Here is a 25,035-nt window from a genome sequence, read left to right as displayed (position 1 = left end):
TTATACAGTACCCGTTGATTATGGATGTGTAAACATCTGGATGGCTAAATGATAGGATTTTTTATGACGACACATAATCACACTCTGGGTTTTCCGCGCATCGGCCTGAAACGGGAACTGAAAAAAGCGCTTGAAGGTTATTGGGCAGGGCAGATTTCGCAGGATGAGCTGCGCGATACCGGTCGTGAATTACGCCGCCGTCACTGGCAGCTGCAAAAAGAGGCCGGGGTTGAATTATTACCGGTCGGGGATTTCGCCTGGTACGATCATGTTCTCGGCACCAGCCTGCTGTTCGGCAATGTGCCGCCGCGTCATGCCGGTGCAGACGGGAAAATTGACCTCGATACGCTGTTCCGTATCGCCCGTGGACGTGCGCCTTCCGGTGAACCGGCCGCAGCAGCGGAAATGACCAAATGGTTTAACACCAACTATCACTACATTGTGCCGGAGTTTCAGCGCGGTCAAACCTTCACCGTGAGCTGGCCGCAGCTGTTTGACGAGGTGGATGAGGCACTGGAACAAGGCTTTGCGGTTAAGCCGGTGCTGCTCGGCCCGGTGACCTATCTGTGGCTCGGTAAAGTGAAAGGGGCTCAGTTTGACCGCTTATCATTACTGCCGTCACTGTTAGAAGCCTATAAAATCGTACTGGAAAAGCTGGCGCAGCGCGGTATTGAGTGGATTCAGATTGATGAACCGGCGCTGGTGCTGGATCTGCCGCCGGAGTGGCAGGATGCTTACCGCACGGCATATGATGCTTTGCAGGGACATGCAAAACTGCTGCTGACCACGTATTTTGACGGAGTGAGTCATCACTTACCGCTGATCCGTGAGTTGCCGGTACAGGGGCTGCACGTCGATTTCGTCGCGGGCGGTGATGATATTCAGGCTATCCACGATGCATTACCGGCGGACTGGCTGCTCTCTGCCGGTCTGATTAACGGGCGCAATGTCTGGCGTGCCGATCTGCGGCAAAAGTATGATGTAATCGCCCCGCTGGCCGGAAAACGCGACCTGTGGATCGGCACATCCTGCTCATTGCTGCACAGCCCGATTGATCTGCGGGATGAAACCAAACTGGATGAAGAAGTCAAAAGCTGGTTTGCTTTCGCACAGCAGAAATGTGAGGAGCTGGCATTGCTGACCCGTGCGGTCAACAGCGGCTCGGCAGATGATATCGCCGCGCTGGCGGAATACAGTGCGCCGATTACCCGCCGCCGTGATTCTTCCCGCGTGCACAACGCGGCGGTGGCTGCCCGGCTGGCGGCGGTAACCGCCCGTGACAGCGAACGCGCGGCGCCGTATGCCGAACGTGCAGAAGAACAGCGTCGCCGTTTTAATCTGCCGCTGTGGCCGACCACCACAATCGGATCTTTCCCGCAAACCACGGAAATCCGCGGGCTGCGTCTGAACTTCAAAAAAGGGAATATCGATAAAGCGTTCTACCGTACTAATATCTCTGAACATATTAAGCAGGCGATTAATGAGCAGGAACGGCTCGGACTGGATGTGCTGGTTCACGGTGAAGCGGAACGTAATGACATGGTGGAGTATTTCGGCGAGCATCTCGACGGCTATGTCTTTACGCAGAACGGCTGGGTGCAGAGCTACGGTTCCCGCTGTGTGAAACCGCCGGTGATTATCGGGGACATCAGCCGTCCGGAACCGATCACCGTTGACTGGGCAACGTACGCGCAATCCCTCACCAGCAAGCCGGTGAAAGGCATGCTGACCGGGCCGGTGACCATTCTCTGCTGGTCATTCCCGCGCGAGGATGTCAGCCGTGAAACCATTGCCAAACAGATTGCGCTGGCGCTGCGTGATGAAGTGGACGATTTGCAGAAAGCCGGGATTGGTATTATCCAGATCGATGAACCGGCACTGCGCGAAGGGCTGCCGCTGCGCCGGGCAGAATGGACGGAGTATCTTACCTGGGCAGTGGATGCTTTCCGGCTGAATGCCGCAGTCGCGGAGAATGACACTCAGATCCACACCCATATGTGTTACTGCGAATTCAATGACATCATGGACTCGATTGCGGCGCTGGATGCGGATGTGATCACCATTGAAACATCACGCTCTGATATGGAGCTTCTGGAAGCATTTGAAGATTTCGATTATCCGAATGAAATCGGGCCGGGTGTTTATGATATTCACTCGCCGAATGTACCGGAAGTGGAGTGGATCGAAGCGCTGCTGCGCAAAGCGGCGGATAAGATTGCCGTGGAGCGTCTGTGGGTTAACCCGGACTGCGGCCTGAAAACGCGCGGCTGGGATGAAACCCGCAAAGCTCTGGCGAACATGGTAGAAGCGGCGCGCCGTCTGCGGGAGAATCCGCTGACATCCCGCTGAGGAAATCTGCCTTATATAAAGAGGAGAAAAGCCGGTCAGTGATGACCGGCTTTGTGTTATGTGCTGTCAGCTGACCGGACGAAAATCCGGCCCGCTGAAGCAGCGTGTTGCCCGGCCGCGTTCGATCTGGTGATGTGACCGGTGACGCTCGCCGTTCAGTGATGCGGACTGCTGTTGCTGATACTGGCTGAGATGCCATTCAATCAGGCGGCAGGCCAGTTTTTTGTTGGCGTGCTGGCTGCGTTCAGACTGCACTTTAACCGTAATACCGGTGGCAATGTGCGTGGCACGGACAGCGGATTCAGTCTTATTCACATGCTGACCGCCCGGCCCCTGTGATTTAAGACGTTCAAAGACAATCTCACTGTCTGATACCGTCTGCGGCGCAGTAAAACGGCGGATGCCGATAAACCAGTTTTTACGCCGGTGTGTCGGGCGGAACGGGCTGGCACACTGCCACTGCAATGTCCCGCACCAGTGATCCGCCAGCGTATCCGCATGCTCTCCGTCCAGTGACAGCAGGGCGGAATGCAGGCCGTGCTGTGACGGCATTTCCTCCGCAATGGTCACGGTGACCGCTGACTGTGCGGCCTCCTGCAAAAAGAGACGCAGCGCGTGCTTCACCGCCAGACAGCATTCCTCAGGGCCGTGAGCGGCAGAAAACTGTAATAACATCAGCAGCACTCCCCGCTCGTTTTGTAGGTCAGCAACGGTTTCAGCCGCGCCACCACGGTAATCAGCCCGGCACCTGACAGGCTTTCAATCACTGTCTCAATGGATTTATAGGATTGCGGTGCTTCCTCATAAATCAGCTGCTTATTGGCACAGATCACCCGGCTGCCGAGATCGGTGCGGGATAACTGTGCCGGGGTATAGCGGTGAGAAAGGCGTCCTTTGCACTCGGTGCGCATCCATTTACGCCCTGCGCCGTGTGCGAGAGAGTAAAGGCTGTCAGCGGTTGCCTGTGGTTTCACCAGATAACTGTAATCACCGCGTGAGCCGGGGATCACCACATAATCATGATCCACCGGGGTGGCCCCTTTCCGGTGCAGCCAGCCGTCACGACCGTTCACCGTACAGGCTTCCACCAGGTTGTGATTGATATCGAGTACCGTCTCTCCTTTGGTACGCAGCTGCTGCATCATCCGCAGTGCAATCAGCGCCCGGTTGTGTTGTGCAAAATCCAGCGCCTGCTGATGTGCAGTCAGGTATTCCGCCGCTTCCGGCGTGTTGTCTGTCAGACCGTCGTGGCTGAACTGCTCAACATGATGACGCAGAATCATTTGCCCCAGTCCGCGTGAACCGCTGTGAACCAGCAGTATCATCCGCTGTTTATCCAGCCCGGACGCAGCAAACAGCCCGTCATCACAAACTTTGTCAATTTGCTGAAACTCAGCAAAATGATTCCCGCCGCCGACAGAAGACAGAGAGGCGGCAAACGGATGTGAAGCGAAGTGATCGCTCACATGCTCTGCCAGCCAGTCTGTATCCGCATGGTCATGCATGCTGCGCAGTTGCTTTTCGGCTTTGTCCGCGTTGAGTTTGCTGATTTTCAGCTCAGTCTGATACAGCGCCATACCGCAGCCGATGTCGTTACCGACCAATGCGGGATAAAAACGGCCTTCAGAGAAAAATGCCGCACCCACCGGATAGCCTCTGCCGGGATGCAGATCCGGCATACCGGCAACCGCAGTCATACCCGGTAATTGTGCGGTGGTGATCAGTTGCTGAATCGCGTTACTTTCGATCCACGTCGCATCCGAGGCGATATAAGAGACGCCCGGCGCGACAAAATGCATATAATTGCCCATAATCCATTCCGGAAAATAGTGAAAATTCGGGTTTATGGCGGGCAGTCAGGAAGAAACAGACAGGAAACAGGGACGGGTAATACGGAGAAATAACGCTGTAATACCGGTGTGATAATCAGTTCTGCAAGAGCCCGCAAAGTGTGCACAGTAATGTAGTCATATGAACCTCCTTACGTTCTGAAAGTGACAGGTCAGCACGCATCGCGTGCCGGAGTGGTGCGGATAGTAGAGTGAGGCGGATAAAAAAGCAACCCGTGTTTTGCTTTTTCACAGAGCAGTCCGGCGACATTTTCAGCATAAACTGCTGTTTGTGTGATTTGAATCTCATTTTTATGTAATTGATTCATAGAAACGTATCAATGAAGTGATAATAATCACTAAATTTTGTGCAGTGGCACGCTACAGTGTCCTCAATAATCATTTTTTCGCTAAGGAGTTCAGGATGGCTGATGTATTTCATTTAGGTTTGACTAAAGCAGATTTACAGGGTGCGACGCTGGCTATCGTACCGGGCGATCCGAACCGGGTCGAAAAAATTGCCCGCCTGATGGATAACCCTGTTCATCTCGCGTCTCTGCGTGAATTCACCTCATGGCGCGGTGAACTGGACGGCAAAGCGGTTATCGTCTGTTCAACCGGCATCGGCGGCCCGTCCACCTCTATCGCGGTGGAAGAACTGGCACAGCTGGGGATCCGCACGTTCCTGCGTATCGGTACCACCGGAGCGATTCAGGAAAACATTAATGTCGGTGATGTCCTTGTGACCACGGCGGCGGTGCGCCTGGATGGTGCAAGCCTGCACTTTGCGCCGATGGAATTCCCGGCCGTGGCTGACTTTGAATGCACCACCGCGCTGGTAAATGCAGCGAAAGCAGCCAAAGCCACCGTTCATATTGGTGTGACCGCTTCTTCTGATACTTTCTATCCGGGCCAGGAGCGTTATGATACGTTCAGCGGCCGTGTGACCCGCCGGTTCAAAGGATCAATGAAAGAGTGGCAGGAAATGGGCGTGATGAACTTTGAAATGGAATCCGCCACACTGCTGACCATGTGCGCCAGCCAGGGGCTGCGTGCCGGGATGGTTGCGGGGGTTATCGTTAACCGCACCCAGCAGGAAATTCCTGATGAAGCGAAGATGAAGAAAACCGAATCCAATACCCTGGATATTGTGGTGGACGCTGCCCGTCATCTCATCTGATCGTTACCGGTTTCATGAATCAGCCGTATTGCCGGATTTTCCGGTGGTACGGTTTTTTTTTAATCATTCATTCTGTAAATCTGATACAGTGATCGTGCCGAACATACTGATAATAATGATAAAGAGGTATCAATGACCAGACAGACATTACCGCATCCTTCCGTGCTGCCGCTCGATGGCGGGATCAATTTCCGTGACCTGGGAAACAAAGTGCTGCCGGACGGCAGTAAAATCAAACCCGGCCTGCTGTTCCGTGCCGGGGCGCTGGATCGCCTGAGCGACAACGACTTAACCCGGCTGACAGAGCAGAATCTGTTTCAGATCCTGGATTACCGCGACAGCGGCGAAATTGCTGATAAACCGGATCGTCTGTGGCAGGGTGCGCTGTACACGAACGCACCGGCAAATCCGATGTCAAAGGAAGTGGATGCTAACCTTGAGAAGCTCGGCAATGAAGCACTGACGGAGTTTGATCCGAAAACCTTTATGCTGCGCCTCTATGAACTGCTGCCGCTGGGCAACCCGGCGTATCATGCACTCGGTGATATGCTGCGCAACCCGGAAAAAGGCGGTATTGTGCAGCACTGTGCGGTCGGTAAAGACCGGACCGGTGTGGGGTCGGCACTGGTGCTGTTTGCACTCGGCGCGGATACCGATATGGTGATGGAAGATTACCTGCTGACTAATGACACGCTGGCGCCGTACCGCCATGAACTGCTGGCAGAGCACGCGAAAAATATGCCGGAATCGGTGGTGGAGAAATTCGCCTATGTGTACTCCGTACAGCCTGACTTCCTGAATACCGCGCTGAAAAGCATTCATTCGCATTATGGCAGTATTGATACCTGGCTGGCGAAAGATATCGGGCTGACAACGGCAGTCCGCGATAAAATCCGCAACCATTTCCTTGAGTAAACTCAGACAGTAAGGGGGATTTTCTGGCTCCGGCAGATATTATTACCACCGTCACCGCGTTTGTCCGTGAACATGAATTCTGGGCATTGCCGATCGTTTTTGTGCTGGCATTCGGTGAATCTCTCGCATTTCTTTCCCTGTTGTTCCCGGCAACGGTGATTCTGCTCGGGGTCGGGGCGCTGATCGGGGAAGGCGGGCTGAATTTTATGCCGGTCTTTCTGGCGGCAGCCACCGGTGGCTTTTTCGGCGACTGGATCTCCTATTACATCGGCTACTACTACAAGGATAATGTCCGTCATATGTGGCCGATTTCACGCTCCCCGCAAACTCTGGTCAGAGGGCATCAGTTCTTTGAAAAATGGGGAATATGGGGTGTCTTCTTCGGGCGCTTCTTCGGGCCGTTCCGCGCCGTGGTACCGCTGGTGGCCGGGATCTGCGCGATGCCGCAGCGCCATTTTCAGCTGGCGAACCTGTCTTCTGCCGTGATCTGGGCATTCGGCCTGCTGGCCCCCGGCGCGTTCGGGCTGAAATGGATGGCCGGACTGATGGGCGGATAGCGCCGCATTTTCACGGATTACATTGATTTTTGCGTGACGCGCCGAAAAAAACGGCGGACAGTAAAAAGACAGTGGACATCTGTACAGTGCTATTTTACCGTAAGCGGCGTAAGTGACTCGCGGAGGAGACGGCCATCGTGGATATTCAGTGGCTTTATGGTTTTATCGGCATTCTGAGCGGAATTCTGCTGGGCGGCGGTGTGGTCTGGTTCAGCCTGCAACAGCGGCTGACGGACAAAAACCGGCTGTTACAGGACAATATTGCGCAACTGGCTCTGCTGGATGAAACCCGGCGTCAGGCAGCATATTGGCAGCAGGCCAGAGAACAGAGTGAACAATCACTGGAAAATGCCCGCCATATCAGCGCACAGCAGGAAGCGGAAATCCGTGAGCTGACCACCCGGCTGGAAGAGAGCCGCCTGGCGGCTGAAGAAAAACAGCGGCTGCTGCTTAACAGTGAGCAACGCCTGAATACCCAGTTTGAAAATCTGGCTTCCCGCATCTTTGAACAGAGCGGTCGCCGGACAGATGAACTCAACCGCCAGAGCCTGTCCATGCTGCTGCGTCCGTTCCGTGAACAGCTGGATAACTTCAACCGGCAGGTTCAGGAAAGTTACAGCCAGGAAAGCCGTGAACGCCACACCCTGACACATGAAATTCAGCGCCTGCAACAGCTTAATCTGCGGATGGCGCAGGAAGCGGTCAACCTCACCAATGCCCTGAAAGGTGACAATAAAATGCAGGGTAATTGGGGGGAAACTATTCTTGCCCGTATCCTGGAGGCCTCCGGTCTGCGCGAGGGCCATGAATTCGCCACCCAGGTCAGCCTGAAAAACGAACAGCAAAGCCGTTATCAGCCGGATGTGGTGATTTACCTGCCACAGAACAAGCAGGTGATTGTGGACGCCAAAGTATCGCTGGTGGCCTACGAGCGTTACTTCAACAGTGACACCCCGGACGCCCGGCAGGCGGCACTGACGGAACACATCAACTCTGTGCGTCAGCACATCCGCGGTCTGAGCCGCAAAGAATACCAGGATCTCAGCGGGATTAACTCGCTGGATTATGTACTGATGTTTATCCCTGTCGAACCGGCATTTCTGGCAGCGGTCGGTCAGGAAAGTGTGTTACTGGACGAAGCCCTCAGAAGCAATATCATGCTGGTCAGCCCGTCCACACTGCTGGTGGCGCTGCGGACAATCGCCAATCTCTGGCGTTATGAACATCAGCATGAAAACAGTCAGGCAATTGCACAACGGGCCGCGCGTCTGTATGACAAACTCCGCCTGTTTACCGAGGAAATGGACGGTATCGGTCAGGCGCTGGATAAAGCCCAGAGCACATACCACGGGGCGATGAAAAAACTGACCACCGGCCGCGGAAACTTGTTGTCACAGGCAGAAAGCTTCCGTGAACTGGGGGTTGAGGTAAAACGCCCGCTGGATGAAATTCTGGTGCAGAAAGCCCGCCTCAGTGAACAGCAGGACAGTGCCGCGGATGAACTGCCGGAGGTTCCGGCTAATTTTGCAGAACAACACAATGGGCATAGGGTTTTGCGGTAAAGGCTGATACACTTTTCCGATCACTAATTCATGCACACAGGCAAAACAGGCAAGAAGAGAATGGAAGAGCAATCCCGGGATACAATCGATTTTGGTTTTCGCACTGTTAACAGAAACGAAAAAGCAGGTATGGTGGCAAACGTCTTTCATTCTGTTGCCGCAAAATACGATCTGATGAATGACCTGATGTCTTTCGGCATCCATCGTGTCTGGAAACGTTTTACTATTGATGCCAGTGGTGTCCGCCGCGGTCAGCGGGTGCTGGATCTTGCCGGGGGAACCGGTGATTTTACCGCAAAATTTTCCCGTATGGTCGGTGAAAACGGGCAGGTGATCCTTGCGGATATTAACGACTCCATGCTGAAAATGGGCCGGGAAAAGCTGCGTAACCACGGGGTTGTCGGCAATGTGAATTATGTTCAGGCGAACGCCGAAGAACTGCCGTTCCCGGATGATTACTTCAACTGCATCATCATCTCTTTCGGGCTGCGTAATGTCACTGATAAAGACAAAGCACTCCGCTCCATGTTCCGTGTGTTAAAACCGGGCGGTCGCCTGCTGGTGCTGGAATTCTCCAAACCGGTAATTGAACCGCTGAGTAAAGTATATGACGCTTATTCCTTCCACGTGCTGCCGCGTATCGGGCAGGCGGTTGTGAATGATGCGGACAGCTACCGCTATCTTGCCGAATCCATCCGCATGCATCCGGATCAGGAAACCCTGAAAGGCATGATGGAAAATGCCGGATTTGAGCATGTTTCCTATACCAATATGACCGGCGGCATTGTGGCGCTGCATAAAGGATTCAAATTCTGATATGGCTGATACGTTTGCAGAAAATATTCCGTCTCCTGTCAGTCCGCAGGCACTTTATCCTGTGGTTGCCGGATTTCTGGAAACGGTACTTAACCGGCTGCTGTACAGCGAAACGGTACTGAAGCCGGCCCGCGCCCGTCTGACCGGTAAAACACTCACCCTCCGGCTGACAGAGCCGGATATGCAGTTCACACTGATCTTCAGTGAAAAGCAGCTGGATGTGATTTCCCGCTGGGAAGACCCGGCTGACTGTGTACTGCAAACCCGTTTTCTCACTCTGCTGAAACTGAAAGACAAACAACAGCTTTCTGCACTGATCCGGCAGGGTGATATCGTGATTGACGGTGATATGCAGGTTATTCAGCACTTTTCCGCGCTGCTGGATATGGCGGAATGGGATCCGGCACATTATCTGGCGCCGTATACCGGCGATATTGCCGCGCAGACACTGACTCAGATCGCCGTAAAAGGCGGGCAGTTTATCCGTCGTGCAGTATGCCGTCAGCAGGAATACCTGACCGGTGCGGTCACCCGTGAGTGGGCGCTTGCTCCTTCTGCACTGGAAGCCGCTCATTTCTGTGATGAAGTTGCGGATGCTGCACAAACCGCAAATGAACTTGAGGCGCGCCTCGCCCGTCTGGAAAAAAAAGCAGGAACCGGGTATGAGACCGAGTGAAATAAAACGCCTCTATTTTATCATCCGCACTCTCCTGAATTACGGGCTGGATGAACTGATCCCCAAAAATCGTCTGAGCTGGGCTATCCGCCTCTGGCGCCGTTCACTGTTCTGGATGCCGAACAAGCATAAAGACAAAGTGCTGGGTGAGCGTCTGCGTCTGGCGCTTCAGGAACTGGGGCCGGTATGGATAAAGTTCGGGCAGATGCTTTCCACCCGCCGGGATCTGTTCCCGCCGGCCATTGCCGATCAGCTGGCGCTGCTGCAGGATCGCGTTTCATCATTTGACGGTAATCTGGCAAAGAAAACTATTGAAGATGCCCTGGAAGGACCAGTGGAAACCTGGTTCGATGATTTTGATATTACCCCGCTGGCATCCGCATCAATTGCGCAGGTACACACCGCTGTCCTGAAAGAAAACGGACAGGCGGTGGTACTGAAAGTGATCCGTCCGGATATCCTGCCGGTGATTCAGGCGGATATTCATCTGATGTACCGGCTGGCGAACATGGTTCCCCTGTTACCGGACGGCAGACGTCTGCGGCCGAAAGAGGTCGTACGTGAGTATGAAAAAACACTGCTGGATGAGCTGAATCTGCAACGCGAAGCGGCTAATGCCATTCAGTTGCGCCGTAATTTTGAAAACAGCCCGATGCTCTATGTGCCGGAGGTTTATCCGGATCTCTGCCGTGAAAATGTGCTGATCATGGAGCGTATCTACGGCATTCCGGTTTCTGATATTGCGGCTCTGCATGAGCAGGGCACAAACATGAAGCTGCTGGCCGAGCGTGGCGTGCAGGTCTTCTTCACTCAGGTTTTCCGTGACAGTTTCTTTCATGCGGATATGCATCCGGGTAATATTTTTGTCAGCCGCGAGCATCCGGACGATCCTCAGTATATCGGTATCGACTGCGGTATTGTCGGTTCACTGAATAAAGAAGATAAGCGCTATCTCGCGGAAAACTTTATTGCCTTCTTTAACCGTGATTACCGCAAAGTGGCTGAACTGCATGTGGATTCCGGCTGGGTGCCGCCGGATACCAATGTGGAAGATTTTGAATTTGCTATCCGTACGGTGTGTGAACCGATTTTTGAAAAACCGCTGGCAGAAATCTCTTTCGGTCATGTGTTGCTGAACCTGTTTAATACCGCCCGGCGCTTTAATATGGAAGTTCAGCCTCAGCTGGTTTTATTACAAAAAACTCTGCTGTATGTTGAGGGACTGGGGCGCCAGCTCTATCCGCAGCTGGATCTGTGGAAAACCGCGAAACCATTCCTTGAATCGTGGCTGAAAAGTCAGATTGGTGTGAAAGCCGTGATCCGCAGTATCAAAGAAAAAGCACCGTTCTGGGCGGAAAAACTACCGGAATTACCGGAACTGGTGTATGACAGTCTTAAACAGCAGCGTCGTCTTCAGTCCGGTGTTGAGCGGCTGGCAGAGCAGATGAAACAGCAGCAGGCTGCTCAGCGGAAAGCAAATTTCTCGCTGGGTATCGGCGCGACATTGTTTGTCTGTGCGAGCTTATTCTATCTGGCCGGCGCACCTGTTGCCCCCTGGGTTCTGATGTTTTTTGGTGCGCTCACCTGGGTAACAGGATGGTGGCAATCCGGTAAAATGAAGTAAAGATTGAGTTAAAGCAAGGTTTCAGCCGATGTTGTGTATTTCCGTATACGGCTGTGGTTGTATATAATGAAGTAAGTAGGTCCATATCAATTTGAGGTAAAACTAATGGCCGGTATTAATATTTGGCAATTGTTAATTATTGCTGTGATTGTTGTTCTCCTGTTCGGAACAAACAAACTCCGTACCCTGGGATCTGATTTAGGCGCATCCATCAAAGGCTTTAAAAAAGCCATCGGTGATGACGATCAGAACAAAGCAGATACAACAACAGCCGGAAAAGACGCGGATTTTGAACAAAAAAATATCGCAGAAAAGAAAGCTGATTCAGCTGAGCAGCCAGAGAATAAAAACAAAGAGCAGGTATAACCCGTGTTTGACATCGGTTTTGGTGAACTGATCTTAGTATTGGTTATCGGACTTGTGGTTCTGGGACCTGAACGCCTTCCGGTTGCTGTGAAGACAGTAGCCGGCTGGATCCGTGTGATGCGTTCAATGGCTGCCAATGTGCAAAATGAGCTGACCCAGGAACTCAAACTTCAGGAGTTGCAGGATAACCTGAAAAAAATGGAAGAGCAGGCCGGTAAAGCCATTTCACCTGAATTGAAGGCATCGATGGATGAACTGAAAGAAGCAGCGGATACATTACGCCGCTCTTATCAGGAACCGGTTGATACACTGAAAAAGCAGCTGGATCCGGAAGCACTGGCTGACCGGGAACTTGACATCCCGTCTGCCCGCCCGGCATCCTCCGGTTCTCCGGCGGCGGAAAATCCGGCAGCACCATCCCCGGCTGCTGCAGACGAAATCCCGGCCCGTCCGTCACCGGAAGTCAGTGATACAGAACCTGCACCGTCACCGGTAACTGCTGCTGCGTCAGATTCACAGAAACATTAATAGATTACGGTAAAAGTACGTTATGGCTGTTGAAGACACGCAACCGCTGATCACTCATTTAATCGAATTACGAAAACGCATTCTCAACAGCCTGATTGCAGTCTTTGTTGTGTTTGTTGCGCTGGCGTATTTCTCAAATGATATCTATCAGCTGGTATCCTCGCCGTTGGTGAGCAAACTGCCGCAGGGCTCGAACATGATCGCAACGGATGTTGCGTCACCGTTCCTGGCGCCGATTAAGCTGACTATTATGGTCTCTATTTTTATTTCGGCACCGTACATTCTGTACCAGGTCTGGGCTTTTATCGCACCGGCACTGTATAAGCATGAACGCCGCTTATTAATGCCGCTGCTGTTTTTCAGCACTGTGCTGTTTTATATGGGGATGGCATTCGCGTATTTTGTTGTCTTCCCGCTGGCGTTCGGGTTCTTTACCTCGACAGCACCGCAGGATGTGGTCATTGCAACAGATATTAATAACTATCTCAGCTTTGTCATGGCGCTGTTTATGGCGTTTGGTATCTCCTTTGAGGTGCCGATTGCCATTATTCTGTTGTGCTGGAGCGGTGCGACGACCGTTGCCTCACTGAAGCAGAAACGGCCTTATATTCTGGTCGGAGCTTTTGTGGTGGGGATGCTGCTGACACCACCGGATGTATTCTCGCAGACGCTGCTGGCTATCCCGATGTATCTGCTGTTTGAAGTCGGTGTGTTCTTTGCCCGTTTCTATGTACCGCGCAGTAAAGAACAACCGCAGGATGAAGAAGCCGAAGAGTAACGCGATACTGCTTCAGGTAAAAACCGCCTTAACAACAGGGCGGTTTTTTGTTTCCGGGGGGCGGAAAATACTCAGCGTTTCCGGATAAAGCTGGTGTTATCCACTTTTTTGGTCAGTTCTTTACTGATCAGTGTCAGCAGCAGCACCGAACGGGTGTCACCGTCCGGTTCCTGATAAATCGCGTCCAGGCCTTTAAACATCCCTTCAGTAATTTCCACAATATCTCCCGGTTGCGGTACATTTTGCTCCGACAGACTGATACATTCGGCATTTTTCAGCTCTTCAATCAATGATGCGGGAACAACCGCAGGCAGCGGCCCGAAACGGACGAAATGATTGACGCCGCGCGTTGAGTTAATCGTGGTTGTATGAATAATTTCGGGATCAAAAGAGATAAACAGATAATTTGGGAACAGAGGCTCATTGACTGTCACACGTTTGCCCCGAACCACTTTTTCAATGTTCGCCATCGGTGTCAGGCATTCCACCTGCTGCCGCTGCAAATGTTCCATTGCCCGCGGAAGCTGTCCGCGTTTGCAGTACAATAAATACCAATCCTTCATTACGCTATCCAACACAAACGGGGCTTATATAAAGCCTGATAATAACAAATTTGTTTTACTATGAATGCAACAAATGGCTGTTTAAGATAAATGAGTGTGAATTCAGTCCCTTATTTGAGTTGCTTTTTACCGTAGAATGATGTCATTTAATGGGTTATAAACTGATTATCATATTTATAATGACAGAATAATAAGGGCAATGTCGATGGACATTTTTTTACTCAGTAACGGCAAACTTTCCGGTAACCCGCAATGGCTCAGTTATGCACAGGATCGCATCCGGATAATGATAAAAACCCGCGGGATCCGCTCTGCAGTGCTGATTGCCTATGCGGTTATCCGCGCTGATCACGACCAGCGTGCCCGTGAACTCTCTGAAGCGCTGGGGATTGATGTTACCTGCATCGACCATTTTGATTCCCCGGTTCAGGCTGTCGAAAATGCGGAATGTATTCTTGTCAGCGGCGGAAATACCTGGCTGCTGAATCAATTGCTGCATGAAAATGGCCTGGTTGTGCCGATCCAGCGCGCGGTTCGTGAACGAAATATCCCGTATATCGGCTGGAGTGCCGGGTGTAACGTTGCCACGCCGAGTATCCGGACCACCAATGATATGCCGGTACGTAACTGTGTGGTGATGCCGTCTCTGGGGCTGTTCCCTGTTCAGATTAACCCTCACTATATTGACGCGGTGATCAGCGGCCATATGGGTGAAACCCGTGATGAGCGGATTGCGGAATTCTGTGCCATCAATCCGGATGAGATTGTTGTGGCGCTGCGTGAAGGCAGCGGTTTCCATATCACCGGAAATGAGCTGCACTACTTCAGCGGCAAAAATGAAGGATTCAAACTCTTTCAGCACAACAAAACATTCCCGGAACAATTCGATACCAGTGCTCTGGCAGACCGGGTTCCGTTCCGCTGCTGCTGATCCCTGTACTTGTAACAGTGGGCGGGATTCCTATAATGGAGTCCCTTCCACCTGCTGACAGATTAATAACATAATGAAATATCGGGACCTGAGAGATTTTCTCACCATTCTGGAAAGTCAGGGCGAGCTTAAACGGATCAAAACTGAAGTCGATCCTTACCTCGAAATGACGGAAATTGCGGATCGCACACTGCGTGCGGGCGGCCCTGCATTGCTGTTTGAAAATCCGAAAGGTTATTCAATGCCGGTGCTCTGTAATCTGTTCGGCACAACCAAACGGGTTGCGATGGGAATGGGGCAGGAGGATGTCAAAGCGTTGCATGATGTCGGTAAACTGCTGGCTTTCCTGAAAGAGCCGGATCCGCCGAAAGGGTTCCGTGACCTTATCGATAAGCTGCCGAAGTTTAAGCAGGTTCTTAATATGCCGACCAAGCGGCTGAGTTCCGCGCCGTGCCAGGCACATGTTTTCACCGGCGATGATGTGGATCTGACAAAAATCCCGGTTATGCACTGCTGGCCGGATGATGCGGCACCGCTGATCACCTGGGGACTGACCGTCACCCGCGGGCCGTTTAAAGATCGTCAGAATTTGGGCATTTACCGCCAGCAGGTGCTGGGGAAAAATAAACTGATTATGCGCTGGTTATCGCATCGCGGCGGCGCACTCGATTTTCAGGAATGGTGTCAGGCACACCCGGGAGAGCGTTTTCCGGTTGCGGTGGCGCTGGGTGCTGATCCTGCGACAATTCTCGGCGCGGTGACGCCGGTTCCGGATACTTTGTCCGAGTACGCCTTTGCCGGATTACTGCGCGGTAATAAGTCAGAAGTGGTCAAATGTATCTCGAATGATCTGGAAGTTCCTGCCGGTGCGGAGATCATTCTTGAAGGGTATATTGAGCCGGGTGAAACTGCACCGGAAGGGCCATACGGGGATCATACCGGTTATTATAATGAAGTGGATGATTTCCCTGTCTTTACGGTCACTCATATTACCCAGCGTGATGAGCCTATCTATCACTCAACCTATACCGGTCGTCCGCCGGATGAACCGGCAACACTGGGTGTGGCGCTGAATGAAGTGCTGGTGCCGATTCTGCAGAAGCAGTTCCCTGAAATTGTGGATTTTTACCTGCCGCCGGAAGGGTGTTCATACCGCCTGGCCGTTGTCACCATGAAAAAGCAGTATGCGGGACATGCAAAGCGGGTCATGATGGGAGTCTGGTCGTATTTACGGCAATTTATGTACACTAAATTTGTTATTGTCTGCGATGATGATATCAATGCCCGTGACTGGAATGATGTGATCTGGGCGATCACGACCCGGATGGATCCGGCCCGGGACACTGTCATGATGGAAAATACCCCGATTGACTATCTCGATTTTGCATCTCCGGTATCGGGGCTGGGGTCGAAGATGGGACTGGATGCAACAAATAAATGGCCCGGCGAAACCTCGCGCGAGTGGGGCAAACCGATTGTTATGACCGATGAAGTCAGACAGCGTGTTGACGCCATATGGGACGAATTAAATATTCTCGATAATTGAGGGAGCACATGGCAACGTTAAACTGCAAAGTTACCTCTGTTGAATCTATAACGGATACGGTATACCGCATAAAATTATTACCGGATGGTGATTTTTCATTCAAAGCCGGGCAATACCTGATGGTGGTGATGGATGAACGGGATAAGCGCCCGTTCTCAATGGCATCCGCGCCGTCATCCCGGCAGGAAATTGAGCTGCATATCGGTGCATCTGAATTTAATCTTTATGCGATGGCGGTGATGGATCGGATCCTGGATAACCGGCGGGTGACTATTGATATCCCGCACGGCAACGCCTGGTTCAGGGAAAACAGTGACGCACCCATGCTCCTGATTGCCGGAGGAACCGGTTTTTCTTACACCCGTTCTGTTCTGCTGGCGGCCCTGGAAGAAAATCCGCAGCGTGATATCACGTTTTACTGGGGTGCCAGAGAGCATGTTTATCTCTATGACCTCGGTGAATTGCAGGCGCTCGCCGAAACACATCCGAACCTGAAAATTATCCCTGTTGTTGAACAGCCGGATGATACCTGGCGCGGACGAACCGGTACGGTGCTCAGTGCGGTTCTGGATGATTTTGGTTCACTGGCCGGAAAAGATATCTATATTGCCGGCCGGTTTGAAATGGCTAAAATCGCCCGTGAGCGTTTCTGCCAGGAACGCGGTGCGGATGCTGATCGTCTGTTTGGTGATGCATTCGAGTTTATTTAAAGAAAATCCCGCCCCCTGACGGCGGGAGAATGCTGATAACAGGTCAGCCAAACGGTTAAAGCAGTGTCAGCGACGTTCTTGTGTGGTGAGATGAAGCAGAAAACGTCGCTGTTATTTATAACGTTCTCAGTGATCAGCCACGGACACGTTCAATCACGGTTGCTATCCCCTGACCAAAACCAATACACATCGTTGCCAGCCCGAATTGTGCATCCCGCTGCTCCATGACTGTCAGCAGTGAATTAATGATCCGGGTGCCGGAACAGCCGAGCGGGTGCCCGAGAGCAATCGCGCCGCCATGCAGATTCACTTTGTCATCATAACAGTCAGATAATCCCATGCCCTTCAGGCAGGCAAGTGCCTGTGCCGCAAATGCTTCGTTCAGTTCGATAACATCAATATCTGCCAGCGTCAGCCCGGCCTTTTTCAGAACTGCCTGTGTTGCCTGTACCGGGCCGTATCCCATCAGTGCCGGTTCACAGCCGGTAACACTCATCGCCCGTACTACTGCCCGCGGAGATAAACCATGCTCACGGGCATAGTGCTCCCCGGCCAGCAGCGTTACTGAGGCACCATCTGAAATTGCAGAGGAGTTACCGGCGGTAACCGTACCGCTGACCGGATCAAATACCGGACGCAATACGGCCAGCTCGGTAAGGCTGCCGTTATCGCGGACGGTTTCATCCCGGGTGGCAATGACAGGTACTCCGGCCTGGTTATGCCCCTGAACCGGGTGGATTTCACGGCTGAATCTGTTGTCTCGGAATGCCTGTGCGGCCCGCTGATGTGAACGCAGAGCAAATTCATCCTGTGACTCACGGCTGACAGAAAATTGCCGCGCCAGTGCTTCGGCGGTTAATCCCATCATACCGGACGCTTTGGCGGTGTGCAGTGCGGCAGCCGGATTGATATCGATACCGTGTGTCATCGGGATATGACCCATATGTTCAACGCCCCCTGCAAGTACCAGTTTACCGTCACCGGTCTGAATCAGACGGGCAGCATCATGCAGGGCCTGCATCGATGAACCGCACAGCCGGTTAACGGTAACCGCCGGCACCGTATGCGGAATATCTGTCAGCAGGGCGGCATGACGGGCGATATTAAACCCCTGTTCCCCGGTCTGCTGCACACACCCCCAGATAATGTCATCAATGTCATCCGCATTGATTTTATTGCGTTTTATTACCGCACTCATCACTTCTGCCGAGAGAGTTTCTGCCCGCACATGCCGGAAAATACCGTTTTTTGAACGTCCCATTGAGGTGCGGAGACCATCAATTATCATGACTTTTCCCATATAAACCTCACTGTGCAGTAACAAGGTGACTATCCGGTTGCGGATAATAAGGTGTGTTATTAACAGCATGTGCCCGCAGACTGTCCGGAATGGCATAAAGCGGACTCAGTGCGCTGTATTGCGCTGCTTTTTCACAGAAAGCGCGGGTGCCGGTATCATCCAGATAACGGAAAATACCGCCCCGGAACGGCGGAAAGCCAAGACCGTAAACCAGCGCCAGGTCTGCTTCGGCCGGGCTGCTGATTATGCCTTCCTCGTAGCAGCGGATAACCTCGTTCACCATCGGAATCATCAGGCGGTCGATAATCTCGTCCGCGGTAAAATCGCGGGGTGTTCGCTCCAGCGGTGCAAGTACTTCTTCGAGCTGTTCATCGGGCTGTTTCTGCAGGCGGCCTTTGCCGTCATCAGTATGGCGGTAAAACCCGAGACGGCTTTTCTGCCCCAGTCGTTTCAGTCCGGCAAACAGACTGATGACATTGCGCTCTTCAACGACCATCCGTCCCGGATAGCCCTCAGCCATCACATGCTGTACATGATTGGCGGTATCCAGCCCGACAACATCGAGCAACAGCGCCGGTCCCATCGGCCAGCCGAATTCCTGCTCCATAACACGATCCACGGCTTTAATATCCGCACCGGCGGACACCAGCAGAGAAAACGCGTTCAGATACGGAAACAGTACGCGGTTGATAAAAAATCCCGGGCAATCCCCCACCACAACGGGGGTTTTTCCCATTTTGTGGGCATAGTGCACCACAGCGGCGATTGTGTCGTCTGAGGTTTTCTCTCCCCGGATCACTTCAACCAGCGGCATTTTAGGTACGGGATTGAAAAAATGCATTCCGCAGAAATTGTGCGGGCGTTTCAGCACCTGAGCCAGTTCACTGACAGGGATCGAAGAAGTATTTGATGTCAGAATACAGTGTTCGCTGACTTGTTGTTCAATATCGGCCAGCACTTTTTGTTTGATGGCTTTGTTTTCAACAACCGCTTCAACCACAATATCGCAGTCACTGAGTTCATTATCATGGCGGACGGGGTGGATAGCGGCGCGTATCCCGGCGGCCTGAACCACGGTCATTTTTCCGGACTGACACTGTTTTTCCAGCAGTTTTACCGTTTCATCAATACCGGCCTGCAGGGCGGCAGGCTGAATATCTTTCAGGTGTACCGGAATGCCGCTGTAAGCGGACTGATAAGCGATACCGCCGCCCATAATGCCTGCGCCGATAACGGCAGCGTGTTCCGGTGCATTACGTAACGCGGTCTGCCGGCGGGTAAGGCCTTTGACATATTGTTCATTCAGGAAAAGAGAAACCAGGGCGCGGGCGGCCCGTGTCCGGGTCAGCGGAACAAAATGAGCCGTTTCGCAGAGTAATGCCTCATCACGGGGTAATCCGGCTCCGGCTTCTATTCCGTTTACTGCCGCCATCGGCGCGGGGTAATGTTTACCTGCTTTTTGCCGGACAAGGGCTTTGGCTGTGATTAAACTCATCTGCAGTTCTGCCGGGCGTAACTGCAACGCCGCTTTTTTCTGCTGCCGCCGTGCCTGCCAGTCCATCCGGTCACTGATGGCCTGTTCCAGCAGTATCAGTGAGCCGTTAATCAGTTCATCATCCGGCACAATACCGTCTGTCAGACCGAGTTTCAGTGCTTCCCCGGCAGTCACGATTTTTCCCTGTGTGATCAGTTCAAGGGCATTATCACAACCAATCAGGCGGGGCAGACGGACTGAGCCGCCGAAGCCCGGCATTATCCCGAGTTTGGTTTCCGGCAGGCCGATACGCAGATCGTCAGTGGCGAGGCGGTAGTCTGTTGTCAGTGCGCACTCACACCCGCCGCCGAGTGTGAATTTCCGCAGTGCAGCGACAGTAGGCACAGGCAGATCTTCAATCCGGTTAAACAACCGGTTGGCAAAATTCAGCCATTCGGTGAGTTGTTCGTCCGGCGCATTAAACAGTGTAAGAAATTCTGTAATATCTGCGCCCAGGATAAAGCTTTCTTTGGCGGAGGTAATAATCAGGCCTTTCAGCTGTGGTATTTGTTCAAGGCAGGCAACGGCTTCATCCAGTGAGGCAATTGTCCGGGTATCCAGTTTATTTATCGCTCCCTGCGCATCAAAAACAAGTTTTGCAATTCCCTCTTTTTCCCAGCTGACCTTCATTGATTCACTGTGATAAAGCATACGGTTCTCCTTAAATATCGCATCGCTCCGGTAAAGGATGAGAACACCAGGTGGTATGACCAGATGGGGTAATTGTGATTTTTTTGTTAACAAAAGCAAATGAAATGATGATTTTTTGCGCTGAAGATCACGCAAAATGTCTCAATATGCAGAAACAGAAAAGAAAAACGTCGTGACGCGCCGAAGATTCCCGGTAAATAACCGGGGATGACATAGCCTGCCATATCCATCATCGCGGAGATCATGCTAAGCTTTTGTCACTATCATAATGAAAAAAGGTTAATTCCCATGGAAAAAATGGCATCCCTCTACCGTGAGCACATCGCAACATTATTACAGCGGACCCGCGATATTCTTGCGCGCGAGAAACTGGACTCGTTACTGATCCACTCAGGTGAACCGATACGCATTTTTCTCGATGATCGTGACTATCCCTTTAAAAGTAACGTGCATTTTAAAGCATGGGTGCCGGTCACTGATGTACCGCATTGCTGGCTGTGGACTGATGGTGTGAATAAGCCGAAGTTATGGTTCTATTCCCCGGTTGATTACTGGCACAGCGTCGAGGCGTTACCTTCTTCTTACTGGACAAACGATGTTGAGGTTATCCATCTGAAGAATGCCGGTGATATTGCCTCCATGCTGGCTTCACAGGATAAAATCCGCACTGCGTATATCGGGCCGAATACTGATCGTGCCGCAGCGCTGGGGATCAGCAGCAATCATATTAACCCGAAAGCGGTGCTGGATTTCTTTGCGTTTCATCGTTCATATAAAACAGATTACGAACTGGCCTGCATGCGTGAAGCACAAAAAATGGCGGTTAACGGGCATCTTGCCGCCCATGAAGCCTTTTTATCCGGCCTGAGTGAATTTGATATCAATATGGCGTACCTGATGGCAACCGGCCATCGTGATACTGATGTACCGTATGACAATATTGTTGCTATTAATGAAAACGCCGCTGTTCTGCACTACACCAAACTGAATAAAAACGCACCACATACACGGCACAGCTTCCTGATTGACGCCGGAGCCGAATTCAATGGTTATGCCGCTGATTTAACGCGGACGTATGCTGCTGATGCTGACAGCGATTTCGCACAACTGGTCTCTGATCTGAATAATGAGCAGCAGTCACTGATCGGTGATATTAAAGCCGGGGTCCGCTATACCGATTACCATATTCAGATGCATCACCGCATCGCGAAGCTGCTGAAAAAACATAAGATCATCACCGGAATGTCTGAAGAAGCAATGGTCAGTGAAGGGGTAACCACACCATTCCTGCCGCATGGTCTGGGGCATCCACTGGGTCTTCAGGTTCATGATGCTGCCGGGTTTATGCAGAATGATCAGGGTGAGCATCTGGCAGCACCGGAAATGTATCCGTTTCTGCGCTGCACCCGTATTCTGGAGCCGCGTATGGTGCTGACAATCGAGCCGGGACTGTATTTTATTGAATCTCTGCTGGCACCGTGGCGTGAAGGTAAGTTCAGTCAGCATTTTGACTGGAAACGTATTGAGCAGTTTAAACCTTGTGGCGGCATCCGCATTGAAGATAACATTATTATCCATGACAACAGTGTGGAAAATATGACGCGGGATCTGAATCTGCCGTAATGAAATCGTACCTTATACCGGCTGAGCCGGTTACGTTTACTGAAGAGATAAAAAAAAGCCGTTTCATCACCCTGTTGCAACATACGGACGGGGTGGATGAAGCAAAGCAATTTATCCAGTCTGTCAAAGATGAATATCCCGATGCCCGGCACCATTGCTGGGCATTTGTTGCGGGGCGTCCGGATGATTCGCAGCAACTGGGTTTTTCTGATGACGGTGAGCCGACCGGAACCGCCGGTAAACCGATGATTGCACCGCTGCTCGGCAGCGGCATCGGGGAAATTACGGCGGTGGTTGTCCGTTATTTCGGCGGAATAAAATTAGGCACCGGCGGGCTGGTCCGTGCATACGGCAGCGGGGTTCAGCAGGCACTGAAATTGCTGGTGACGAAAATCAAAATCCCGCAGGTGATATGTGAAATAACCTGTGATTACAGCTTTATCAGCCAGGCAGAATTAGTGGTCCGGCAGGTGGATGGCACGATAATCAACAGTGATTTCGGTGCGGATGTGACGTTACGTATTTCGATTCCTGCTACCTTACTGAGTGAGGTTAGTGATAAATTACGTGACCTGAGCCGGGGAATGTTTGAGCTTAAATGCCCTGATGACACCACCGGAAACTGATTTCTGAGGACTCTGCTGCAATGCATTTTCGCGCCATAACCCGTATTGTCGGGTTACTCGTCATTATTTTTTCTGTCACCATGATCATTCCCGGGATTGTGGCGCTCATCTATAAAGACGGTGCAGGTAAAGCATTCAGTCAGACATTCCTGGCGGCACTGATTATCGGCCTGCTGCTCTGGATCCCGAACCGCAATAAAAAAAGTGAGTTAAAGCCGAAAGAAGGTTTTCTGATTGTGGTGCTGTTCTGGACAGTGCTGGGCAGTGTCGGGGCATTACCTTTTATTTTTTCTGAGCGTCCGAACCTGTCGGTGACCGATGCGTTTTTTGAATCATTCTCCGGGTTAACCACAACGGGTGCCACCACACTGGTCGGGCTGGATACACTGCCCAAAGCCATTTTATTCTACCGGCAGATGTTACAGTGGCTGGGCGGGATGGGGATCATTGTACTGGCTGTTGCTATCCTGCCGCTGCTGGGTGTCGGGGGAATGCAGTTGTACCGGGCGGAAATGCCGGGGCCGCTGAAAGACAATAAAATGCGCCCGAGGATTGCGGAAACGGCAAAAACGCTCTGGTTGATTTATGTGTTCCTCACCATCGTCTGTGCAATTGCTCTCTGGTTTGCGGGGATGGATGTTTTTGATGCGATATCTCACAGCTTTTCCACTATCGCCATCGGCGGATTTTCCACCCATGATGCCAGTATCGGTTACTTTAACAGTCCGGCAATTAACACCATCATTGCCATTTTCCTGCTGATCTCGGGCTGTAACTATGGCCTGCACTTTGCAGTACTGACCGGACGCAGCCTGGGCGTCTACTGGCGTGACCTGGAATTCAGGATGTTTATTTCCCTCCAGCTTGTGCTGGTCGTGATCTGTGCGTTGGTTTTGTGGAAGTTTGATGTCTATGCTACGGAGGGACAAACCCTCAACCAGGCATTTTTCCAGGTTGTCTCAATGGCGACAACCGCCGGGTTCTCCACTGACAGTTTCTATAAATGGCCGTTATTCCTGCCGATGCTGTTGCTGTGTGCCGCATTTGTCGGCGGATGTGCGGGGTCGACCGGTGGTGGTCTGAAGGTTATCCGTATTATGCTGCTGTTCCTTCAGGGCGCACGTGAACTGAAACGCCTTGTGCATCCGAATGCGGTTTACACTATCAAACTGGGCCGCAGGGCATTGCCGGAACGCATTATCGAAGCTGTCTGGGGATTTTTCTCCGCTTATGCGCTGGTCTTTGTGGTCAGTATGCTGTTACTGATAGCGACAGGTGTTGATGAATTTTCCGCTTTCTCTGCGATAGCCACCACACTGAATAATCTGGGACCGGGGCTGGGAACGCTGGGTGAGAACTTTACTACCCTGAATCCGGGCGGAAAATGGATCCTTGTCGTGACGATGTTATTTGGTCGTCTGGAAGTCTTTACTTTGCTGGTATTGCTGACGCCGACGTTCTGGCGTGATTAACGGAGTGTTTCATGTCGTACTTGTTGCTTTATTCCGGCCATGACGGGCAGACAAAAAAAATCATTACTGAACTTGCCCTGCATCTGCGCAAAGCAGGAGCAGAGTGTGATGTCCGATCTTTGCAGGATAATCAGCCGCTGAATCTGGCACCGTATGAGAAGGTGCTGGTCGGGGCATCTATCCGCTACGGTCACTTTAACCGCGCGCTGGATAAATTCGCGAAGTTGCACGCAGTGCAGCTGAATCAGATGAAAACCGCTTTCTTCGGCGTAAACCTGACAGCCCGCAAGCCGGAGAAACGGACACCAGAGACAAATGTGTATGTCCGGAAGTTTCTGGCCGCAACCCCCTGGAGGCCGACCATCTGTACGGTATTCGCCGGGGCATTACTGTATCCGCGTTACGGCTGGTTTGACCGGATGATGATCCGTCTGATTATGAAAATGACAAAAGGTGAAACGGATACCACCAAGGAAGTGGAATACACGGATTGGCAGCAGGTTGAAGCCTTTGCTGCTGAGTTTGTTCAGATTTAAAGCAAATCACCGGGATTTTGCCGGATAAAACACCGTTGTGGTGAAAAAAGTGGCGAACAGAAAAAAAGTTGAAATAAACACTTGTCTTCTGAAAGCGACTCCCTATAATGCACCTCCACTGACACGGAACAACGCGCTAACACGCGGTCCGGCAGGAAAAAAGAGAACGGCAGATAAGAAATTATTGCTTGACTCGAAGGGGCTGAAAACGTAATATACGCAGCCTCGCAACAACGCAGAAGACCGGCAACGGCAGCGAAGGTTGCAACTGCTCTTTAACAATTTATCAGACAATCTGTGTGGGCACTCGCAGGACATATCACAAAAAATATTATTTTTGAGAAGTCTTGAAGAGTGACCAAT

The 25,035-nt window shown here is 51.9% G+C and carries 23 protein-coding genes; 18 read left to right on the top strand and 5 right to left on the bottom strand.

Going from position 1 to position 25,035, the window contains the following annotated elements; genetic code table 11:
• Nucleotides 1–63: 63 nt before the first annotated feature.
• A complete protein-coding gene (metE, locus tag ACF8OF_RS01025; RefSeq protein ID WP_392495425.1) occupies nucleotides 64–2,349 on the top strand; it encodes a 5-methyltetrahydropteroyltriglutamate--homocysteine S-methyltransferase in 2,286 nt (761 codons plus the stop codon).
• A 66-nt stretch (nucleotides 2,350–2,415) separates the two neighbouring features.
• On the opposite strand, the gene prfH is transcribed toward metE, so the two are convergent.
• Together prfH and ACF8OF_RS01015 are read right to left on the bottom strand one after the other, a co-directional pair.
• Nucleotides 2,416–3,024 (bottom strand): peptide chain release factor H, encoded by a 609-nt coding sequence (gene prfH, locus ACF8OF_RS01020; RefSeq protein ID WP_392495423.1) that lies wholly within the window; start codon nucleotides 3,022–3,024, stop codon nucleotides 2,416–2,418.
• Complete coding sequence (locus ACF8OF_RS01015; RefSeq protein ID WP_279800294.1) at nucleotides 3,024–4,160, bottom strand: RNA ligase RtcB family protein; 1,137 nt, start codon at nucleotides 4,158–4,160, stop codon at nucleotides 3,024–3,026. Before ACF8OF_RS01015 ends, prfH begins: the two co-directional genes overlap by 1 nt.
• A 442-nt stretch (nucleotides 4,161–4,602) precedes the next feature.
• Between ACF8OF_RS01015 and udp the strand changes: the two genes are divergently transcribed.
• From udp to tatC, 10 genes are all read left to right on the top strand, one after another.
• Nucleotides 4,603–5,358, top strand: coding sequence for a uridine phosphorylase (udp, locus tag ACF8OF_RS01010; RefSeq protein ID WP_392495421.1), 756 nt, complete (start codon nucleotides 4,603–4,605; stop codon nucleotides 5,356–5,358).
• A gap of 132 nt (nucleotides 5,359–5,490) precedes the next feature.
• Nucleotides 5,491–6,273 (top strand): tyrosine-protein phosphatase, encoded by a 783-nt coding sequence (locus tag ACF8OF_RS01005; RefSeq protein ID WP_392495420.1) that lies wholly within the window; start codon nucleotides 5,491–5,493, stop codon nucleotides 6,271–6,273.
• Nucleotides 6,274–6,296: 23 nt separating this feature from the next.
• Nucleotides 6,297–6,830, top strand: a complete 534-nt coding sequence (locus ACF8OF_RS01000; RefSeq protein WP_262860281.1) for a DedA family protein — start codon at nucleotides 6,297–6,299, stop codon at nucleotides 6,828–6,830.
• A gap of 182 nt (nucleotides 6,831–7,012) precedes the next feature.
• The gene (gene rmuC, locus ACF8OF_RS00995) at nucleotides 7,013–8,392 is read left to right on the top strand and encodes a DNA recombination protein RmuC (RefSeq protein ID WP_392495477.1); all 1,380 of its coding nucleotides are present in this window, start codon (nucleotides 7,013–7,015) and stop codon (nucleotides 8,390–8,392) included.
• A 60-nt stretch (nucleotides 8,393–8,452) separates the two neighbouring features.
• A complete protein-coding gene (gene ubiE, locus ACF8OF_RS00990) occupies nucleotides 8,453–9,208 on the top strand; it encodes a bifunctional demethylmenaquinone methyltransferase/2-methoxy-6-polyprenyl-1,4-benzoquinol methylase UbiE (RefSeq protein WP_004238233.1) in 756 nt (251 codons plus the stop codon).
• A 1-nt stretch (nucleotide 9,209) separates the two neighbouring features.
• Complete coding sequence (locus ACF8OF_RS00985; protein ID WP_279800291.1) at nucleotides 9,210–9,884, top strand: SCP2 domain-containing protein; 675 nt, start codon at nucleotides 9,210–9,212, stop codon at nucleotides 9,882–9,884.
• The gene (ubiB, locus tag ACF8OF_RS00980; RefSeq protein ID WP_392495419.1) at nucleotides 9,871–11,508 is read left to right on the top strand and encodes a ubiquinone biosynthesis regulatory protein kinase UbiB; all 1,638 of its coding nucleotides are present in this window, start codon (nucleotides 9,871–9,873) and stop codon (nucleotides 11,506–11,508) included. Before ACF8OF_RS00985 ends, ubiB begins: the two co-directional genes overlap by 14 nt.
• A gap of 105 nt (nucleotides 11,509–11,613) precedes the next feature.
• Complete coding sequence (tatA, locus tag ACF8OF_RS00975) at nucleotides 11,614–11,874, top strand: Sec-independent protein translocase subunit TatA (protein ID WP_024475177.1); 261 nt, start codon at nucleotides 11,614–11,616, stop codon at nucleotides 11,872–11,874.
• Nucleotides 11,875–11,877: 3 nt separating this feature from the next.
• Nucleotides 11,878–12,402, top strand: a complete 525-nt coding sequence (tatB, locus tag ACF8OF_RS00970) for a Sec-independent protein translocase protein TatB (RefSeq protein WP_392495417.1) — start codon at nucleotides 11,878–11,880, stop codon at nucleotides 12,400–12,402.
• A gap of 22 nt (nucleotides 12,403–12,424) precedes the next feature.
• On the top strand, nucleotides 12,425–13,180 hold the full coding sequence (tatC, locus tag ACF8OF_RS00965) for a Sec-independent protein translocase subunit TatC (protein WP_072872463.1): 756 nt from the start codon (nucleotides 12,425–12,427) through the stop codon (nucleotides 13,178–13,180).
• 71 nt (nucleotides 13,181–13,251) lie between these two features.
• On the opposite strand, the gene rfaH is transcribed toward tatC, so the two are convergent.
• Nucleotides 13,252–13,743, bottom strand: a complete 492-nt coding sequence (gene rfaH, locus ACF8OF_RS00960) for a transcription/translation regulatory transformer protein RfaH (RefSeq protein WP_262864642.1) — start codon at nucleotides 13,741–13,743, stop codon at nucleotides 13,252–13,254.
• Nucleotides 13,744–13,948: 205 nt separating this feature from the next.
• Between rfaH and pepE the strand changes: the two genes are divergently transcribed.
• From pepE to fre, 3 genes are all read left to right on the top strand, one after another.
• Nucleotides 13,949–14,674, top strand: a complete 726-nt coding sequence (gene pepE / locus ACF8OF_RS00955; RefSeq protein ID WP_392495416.1) for a dipeptidase PepE — start codon at nucleotides 13,949–13,951, stop codon at nucleotides 14,672–14,674.
• 73 nt (nucleotides 14,675–14,747) lie between these two features.
• Entirely contained in the window at nucleotides 14,748–16,220 is a 1,473-nt protein-coding gene (ubiD, locus tag ACF8OF_RS00950; protein ID WP_262860242.1) for a 4-hydroxy-3-polyprenylbenzoate decarboxylase, read from the top strand.
• A gap of 8 nt (nucleotides 16,221–16,228) precedes the next feature.
• A complete protein-coding gene (gene fre, locus ACF8OF_RS00945; protein ID WP_262860241.1) occupies nucleotides 16,229–16,930 on the top strand; it encodes an NAD(P)H-flavin reductase in 702 nt (233 codons plus the stop codon).
• Between the two features lie 133 nt (nucleotides 16,931–17,063).
• Here fre and fadA read toward each other — a convergent pair whose 3' ends face one another.
• Together fadA and fadB are read right to left on the bottom strand one after the other, a co-directional pair.
• Nucleotides 17,064–18,230, bottom strand: a complete 1,167-nt coding sequence (gene fadA, locus ACF8OF_RS00940) for an acetyl-CoA C-acyltransferase FadA (RefSeq protein WP_392495475.1) — start codon at nucleotides 18,228–18,230, stop codon at nucleotides 17,064–17,066.
• Nucleotides 18,231–18,237: 7 nt separating this feature from the next.
• The gene (gene fadB, locus ACF8OF_RS00935; RefSeq protein WP_392495415.1) at nucleotides 18,238–20,415 is read right to left on the bottom strand and encodes a fatty acid oxidation complex subunit alpha FadB; all 2,178 of its coding nucleotides are present in this window, start codon (nucleotides 20,413–20,415) and stop codon (nucleotides 18,238–18,240) included.
• A 288-nt stretch (nucleotides 20,416–20,703) separates the two neighbouring features.
• On the opposite strand from fadB, the gene pepQ reads away from it, so the two are divergent.
• Genes pepQ through hemG form a run of 4 tightly spaced genes read left to right on the top strand, consistent with a single transcriptional unit; the run spans nucleotide 20,704 to nucleotide 24,672 of the window.
• A complete protein-coding gene (pepQ, locus tag ACF8OF_RS00930) occupies nucleotides 20,704–22,038 on the top strand; it encodes a Xaa-Pro dipeptidase (RefSeq protein ID WP_392495413.1) in 1,335 nt (444 codons plus the stop codon).
• On the top strand, nucleotides 22,038–22,664 hold the full coding sequence (locus ACF8OF_RS00925) for an IMPACT family protein (protein WP_279800285.1): 627 nt from the start codon (nucleotides 22,038–22,040) through the stop codon (nucleotides 22,662–22,664). The genes pepQ and ACF8OF_RS00925 overlap by 1 nt, the downstream gene beginning before the upstream one ends.
• A 20-nt stretch (nucleotides 22,665–22,684) precedes the next feature.
• Complete coding sequence (trkH, locus tag ACF8OF_RS00920; protein WP_025154668.1) at nucleotides 22,685–24,136, top strand: Trk system potassium transporter TrkH; 1,452 nt, start codon at nucleotides 22,685–22,687, stop codon at nucleotides 24,134–24,136.
• 11 nt (nucleotides 24,137–24,147) lie between these two features.
• Nucleotides 24,148–24,672: a menaquinone-dependent protoporphyrinogen IX dehydrogenase gene (hemG, locus tag ACF8OF_RS00915; RefSeq protein ID WP_262883437.1), complete on the top strand. Its 525-nt coding sequence runs from the start codon at nucleotides 24,148–24,150 to the stop codon at nucleotides 24,670–24,672.
• Nucleotides 24,673–25,035: the final 363 nt, after the last annotated feature.

Source organism: Morganella sp. TYF_1, from assembly GCF_043105645.1.
Lineage (GTDB): Bacteria > Pseudomonadota > Gammaproteobacteria > Enterobacterales > Enterobacteriaceae > Morganella > Morganella morganii_B.
Note: the sequence above shows the minus strand (reverse complement) of the source record. Positions and strands in the feature narration are given on the sequence as shown.

Bases quoted from the DNA above. Each gene is read 5' to 3' on its own strand.
- fre (WP_262860241.1), top strand. From the start codon at position 16,229: ATGGCAACGTTAAACTGCAAAGTTACCTCTGTTGAATCTATAACGGAT.
- fadA (WP_392495475.1), bottom strand. From the start codon at position 18,230: ATGGGAAAAGTCATGATAATTGATGGTCTCCGCACCTCAATGGGACGT.
- prfH (WP_392495423.1), bottom strand. From the start codon at position 3,024: ATGTTATTACAGTTTTCTGCCGCTCACGGCCCTGAGGAATGCTGTCTG.
- ubiB (WP_392495419.1), top strand. From the start codon at position 9,871: ATGAGACCGAGTGAAATAAAACGCCTCTATTTTATCATCCGCACTCTC.
- udp (WP_392495421.1), top strand. From the start codon at position 4,603: ATGGCTGATGTATTTCATTTAGGTTTGACTAAAGCAGATTTACAGGGT.
- ACF8OF_RS01005 (WP_392495420.1), top strand. From the start codon at position 5,491: ATGACCAGACAGACATTACCGCATCCTTCCGTGCTGCCGCTCGATGGC.
- ACF8OF_RS00985 (WP_279800291.1), top strand. From the start codon at position 9,210: ATGGCTGATACGTTTGCAGAAAATATTCCGTCTCCTGTCAGTCCGCAG.
- fadB (WP_392495415.1), bottom strand. From the start codon at position 20,415: ATGCTTTATCACAGTGAATCAATGAAGGTCAGCTGGGAAAAAGAGGGA.
- rfaH (WP_262864642.1), bottom strand. From the start codon at position 13,743: ATGAAGGATTGGTATTTATTGTACTGCAAACGCGGACAGCTTCCGCGG.
- tatA (WP_024475177.1), top strand. From the start codon at position 11,614: ATGGCCGGTATTAATATTTGGCAATTGTTAATTATTGCTGTGATTGTT.
- hemG (WP_262883437.1), top strand. From the start codon at position 24,148: ATGTCGTACTTGTTGCTTTATTCCGGCCATGACGGGCAGACAAAAAAA.
- pepE (WP_392495416.1), top strand. From the start codon at position 13,949: ATGGACATTTTTTTACTCAGTAACGGCAAACTTTCCGGTAACCCGCAA.
- metE (WP_392495425.1), top strand. From the start codon at position 64: ATGACGACACATAATCACACTCTGGGTTTTCCGCGCATCGGCCTGAAA.
- ACF8OF_RS01015 (WP_279800294.1), bottom strand. From the start codon at position 4,160: ATGGGCAATTATATGCATTTTGTCGCGCCGGGCGTCTCTTATATCGCC.
- ACF8OF_RS00925 (WP_279800285.1), top strand. From the start codon at position 22,038: ATGAAATCGTACCTTATACCGGCTGAGCCGGTTACGTTTACTGAAGAG.
- pepQ (WP_392495413.1), top strand. From the start codon at position 20,704: ATGGAAAAAATGGCATCCCTCTACCGTGAGCACATCGCAACATTATTA.
- trkH (WP_025154668.1), top strand. From the start codon at position 22,685: ATGCATTTTCGCGCCATAACCCGTATTGTCGGGTTACTCGTCATTATT.
- ubiD (WP_262860242.1), top strand. From the start codon at position 14,748: ATGAAATATCGGGACCTGAGAGATTTTCTCACCATTCTGGAAAGTCAG.
- tatC (WP_072872463.1), top strand. From the start codon at position 12,425: ATGGCTGTTGAAGACACGCAACCGCTGATCACTCATTTAATCGAATTA.
- ubiE (WP_004238233.1), top strand. From the start codon at position 8,453: ATGGAAGAGCAATCCCGGGATACAATCGATTTTGGTTTTCGCACTGTT.